The organism is Pseudomonas sp. P4_C3, assembly GCF_056402075.1.
Genome location: NZ_JBFUIC010000380.1, coordinates 1 through 3509, shown reverse-complemented (window position 1 = coordinate 3509; position 3509 = coordinate 1). Strand labels below are relative to the sequence as shown.

General features: G+C 52.5%; 5 protein-coding genes. 1 reads left to right on the top strand and 4 read right to left on the bottom strand.

Going from position 1 to position 3509, the window contains the following annotated elements; genetic code table 11:
- The 4 genes from AC1DVH_RS27930 to AC1DVH_RS27915 form a co-directional block, all read right to left on the bottom strand.
- Window positions 1–451: ATP-binding cassette domain-containing protein (locus AC1DVH_RS27930; RefSeq protein ID WP_477756511.1), on the bottom strand; the 451-nt coding region annotated here is incomplete at its 3' end.
- A 27-nt stretch (window positions 452–478) separates the two neighbouring features.
- Window positions 479–1192, bottom strand: a complete 714-nt coding sequence (locus AC1DVH_RS27925; protein WP_008017327.1) for an ABC transporter permease — start codon at window positions 1190–1192, stop codon at window positions 479–481.
- Window positions 1189–1878, bottom strand: coding sequence for an ABC transporter permease (locus AC1DVH_RS27920; protein WP_477756510.1), 690 nt, complete (start codon window positions 1876–1878; stop codon window positions 1189–1191). The genes AC1DVH_RS27925 and AC1DVH_RS27920 overlap by 4 nt, the downstream gene beginning before the upstream one ends.
- A gap of 138 nt (window positions 1879–2016) precedes the next feature.
- The gene (locus tag AC1DVH_RS27915; RefSeq protein ID WP_477756509.1) at window positions 2017–2787 is read right to left on the bottom strand and encodes an ABC transporter substrate-binding protein; all 771 of its coding nucleotides are present in this window, start codon (window positions 2785–2787) and stop codon (window positions 2017–2019) included.
- Between the two features lie 211 nt (window positions 2788–2998).
- Here AC1DVH_RS27915 and AC1DVH_RS27910 point away from each other — a divergent pair.
- The coding region (locus tag AC1DVH_RS27910) for a LysR family transcriptional regulator (protein WP_477756508.1) at window positions 2999–3509 on the top strand (511 nt) is incomplete at its 3' end.

The window sequence follows — 3509 nt, the reverse complement described above, 5'->3', positions numbered from 1 at the left end:
GATGCGAGGGATATTTACTCTCCACGCTTGAGTCCAGGCCAACCTTGCGCAGGTACTGGTGGGCTCGCTGCACAGCTTCCTTGCGCTTGATGCCAAGGACATGAATGGGCGCTTCGATGATGTTTTCCAGCACCGTCATGTGCTGCCACAGGTTGAAGTGCTGGAACACCATCGACAGTTTGGTGCGTATTTTTTGCAGTTGGCGCGGATCGGCCACACTCATGGCGCCGTTGATATCTTGTTTCGTGCGAATTTCCTCGTTGTTCACGGTAATTCGCCCGGCACAGGGCTGTTCGAGGAAGTTGATGCAGCGCAGGAAGGTACTCTTACCTGATCCGCTCGAACCGATGATGCTGATGACATCACCTGTTTTGGCTTTGAGTGATACACCTTTGAGGACTTCATGAGGGCCGTACTTCTTGTACAGCTCATCTATGTTTAACTTGTACATTTTCGACGCTCTCCAAATGGCGGCAGATCAATGAGCTTGAGGTTTCAAGAAGGCCAGCCAGCGAATTTCGCAGCGACGAAAAAGCCAGACCAGGGTAAACACCATCAAGGCATAGAGCACCGCCGCTATACCGAATGCCTCGAACGAGGAGTAAGTGGCCGAGTTCACATCGCGGGCGACCTTAAGCAAATCAGGAACGGTGGCGGTGAATGCGAGGGTGGTGGAGTGCAGCATGAGGATCACCTCATTGCTGTAGTACGGCAGCGCACGACGTAGCGAAGACGGCAAAATGATTCGTCGGTACAAGGTAAAGCTGGACATGCCATAAGCGCGACCGGCTTCAATTTCACCGTAAGGTGTCGCGCGGATCGCTCCAGCGAAAACCTCCGTGGTGTATGCGCAGGTGTTGAGGGCAAAAGCCAATAACGTGCAGTTGATCCCTTCGCGGAAGAAGGCATTCAGTTCCGGTTGGGATCGGACCATTTCCAGGCTGTAGACACCGGTATAAAGAAGCAGCAACTGGATATACAGCGGCGTACCTCGAAACACATAGGTATAGAACCAGACGGGCCCGCGGATGAACGGATTTCTTGAGACGCGCGCCACTGCCAGAGGCACAGCGAAGACGCCGCCGATGGCGATGGAAACCACCAGCAGCCACAATGTCATGGCAACGCCGGACAGTTGATAGCCATCGAACCAGAGGTAGGATTGCCAATACTCCTGGATGATTTCGATCATAGCTGTGCCCCTCTGACACCGGCAGAGTAGCGGCGCTCCAGCCACATCAGGATGCCGTTGGACAGGGTGGTAATCGATAGATAAATCAGAGCGCCGATCAGACTGAAGTAGAACAATTGCATCGAGTGTTTGCCGGCATCCTGGGTTACCTTGACGATATCTATAAGACCGATAATCGAGACCAGCGCGGTTGCCTTGATCAGCACCTGCCAGTTGTTGCCTATGCCTGGAAGTGCAAAGCGCATCATTTGTGGGAACAGGACTCGCACAAAAATTTGTCGACGATTCATTCCATAGGCRATGGCAGCCTCAAGCTGGCCGGCAGGTACAGACTGAAAGGCGCCGCGAAACGTCTCGGTGAAATAGGCGCCGTAGATGAAACCAAGGGTAAAAACCCCGGCAACAAATGGATTGAGATCAACCTGCTCGAATTGCATCCACTCGGTAAAAACATTCAAAAAAATTTGTAGGCTGTAGAACAACAGCAACATGATCACCAGATCAGGAACACTGCGGATCAATGTTGTGTAACCTGTTGCCAACACTCGCAAGAGGCGCTGGTTGGAAAGCTTTGCCGACGCACCGATTAAACCGAGTGACACAGACAGCAACATCGAGAGCAACGCCAGCTTGATGGTTGCGAAGGTACCTTCGAGTATCAACGCACCATAACCCTGTAAAAACATGTTCTGTCTCTCCTTCGGCAATAGCGGTCCGCAGACCGTCTATTTAGAGGCTTGGAAATCAGGGGGGAACTGTGGAGGAAGATAGGAAGGCTCTTGATCATCTACGTAGGGATGATCAGAGCCAGCCAGGAAAAGGATTCAGTTATAGATGTCGAAAGTGAAGTACTTCTTCTGAAGCGCCTCGTAGGTTCCGTTTTCGTGCATTTCTGCCAGAGCGCCGTTGATGGCTTTGATCAGCGCCTGGTCATCCTTGCGCAGGCCAATCGCAATCCCCTGGCCCAGTAGCTTTTCATCCTGGACAGTGTCGCCAGCAAAAGCGAAACCGGTATTTTGGGGCGTCTGCAAGAAACCGATGTCTGCAACGACCGCGTCTGTCAGGGTGGCATCGATACGGCCACTGACCAGGTCCGGGYAGAGCAGATCCTGATTGGTGTAGGACACCATGGTAACGCCATGTGGTGCCCAAACTGACCTGACGTAAGCCTCCTGGGTACTGCCTWGGGCGACGCCGACACGCCTACCCTTGAGCGACTCCACTGTCGGGAGCAAACCGCTATCAGCCTTGGCGATCAGACGATTGGGCGAGTTGTAGAGCCGGTCAGAGAACGCGATATTTTCTTTGCGTTTTTCGTTGACGGTCATCGCCGAAAGAATGCCATCGAACTTCTTCGCCTTGAGTGCCGGGATGATGCTGTCGAAAGCGACTTCCACCCAGACGCACTTGACCTTGAGTTGAGCGCAAATGGCATTACCCAGATCAATATCGAAACCGACTAATTGACCACTGGGCTCCTTTGATTCGAACGGAGCGAACGTCGGATCTACGCCGAAGCGAATCGTGCTCAAATCGTTAGCGAGCGCGCCGGTCGACGCGAGAGCAAATACCGTGGCGAGAATGATTTTTTTCATTTTTCTTTGCCTTTTTCTGTCATTGGAGTTTGCGCATGGCTAATGCAAGGTCTTGGTGCAGGGCTAATCCAGGTGGCCTTCACTGCCTGCAAGAGGCAGCGCTGGCAGGACCAGAATACGAGAGTCTGAATATTCGAAAAGATGTTAAAAACTGTTGCTTTGTATAGCTGAGCTAAAGTATTAATCAGCGCTCGATTTTCTGGAGATGCAGATGAATAACTTGCCTTCTCTGCGGGCCATACAGGTGTTTGAAGCTGTAGGACGCTTCGGTGGAATTGTCGAAGCGGCAAGGCGCCTGGGCATCTCGGCAGGGGCTGTCAGTCAGCAGATGAGATTGCTGGAAGACAGCCTGGGGATGAGTTTGACGTTCAGGGTGGGCAAGCGTATCCGCCTGACTGCTGCGGGGCAGCGTTACCACGATAGCTGCGTGGCAGCGTTCGAAATGCTGCGCATTGCTCAGGTAGAAGTCGAACGAGCGAAGAGTGCCACCAACTTACGGATTAGTGCTTTGCCATCGCTGCTTTCAGATTGGTTAGCTCCTCTTATCTACACATGGCAGAGCGATCACCCGGAAATAAATCTGTTTCTTGATGGTAGCCATGCTGAACCCTCACCTGACGGCTATGAAATCGATTTTCGGGTGACATACGGAGATTATGCGGCAACCGAGCACGCCATTGAGTTGTTCCGAGATTGTGTCGTTCCGGTCTGTAGCCCACACA

Coding starts and splice junctions, on each gene's coding strand:
- AC1DVH_RS27925 (WP_008017327.1), bottom strand. CDS start 1,192: ATGATCGAAATCATCCAGGAGTATTGGCAATCCTACCTCTGGTTCGAT.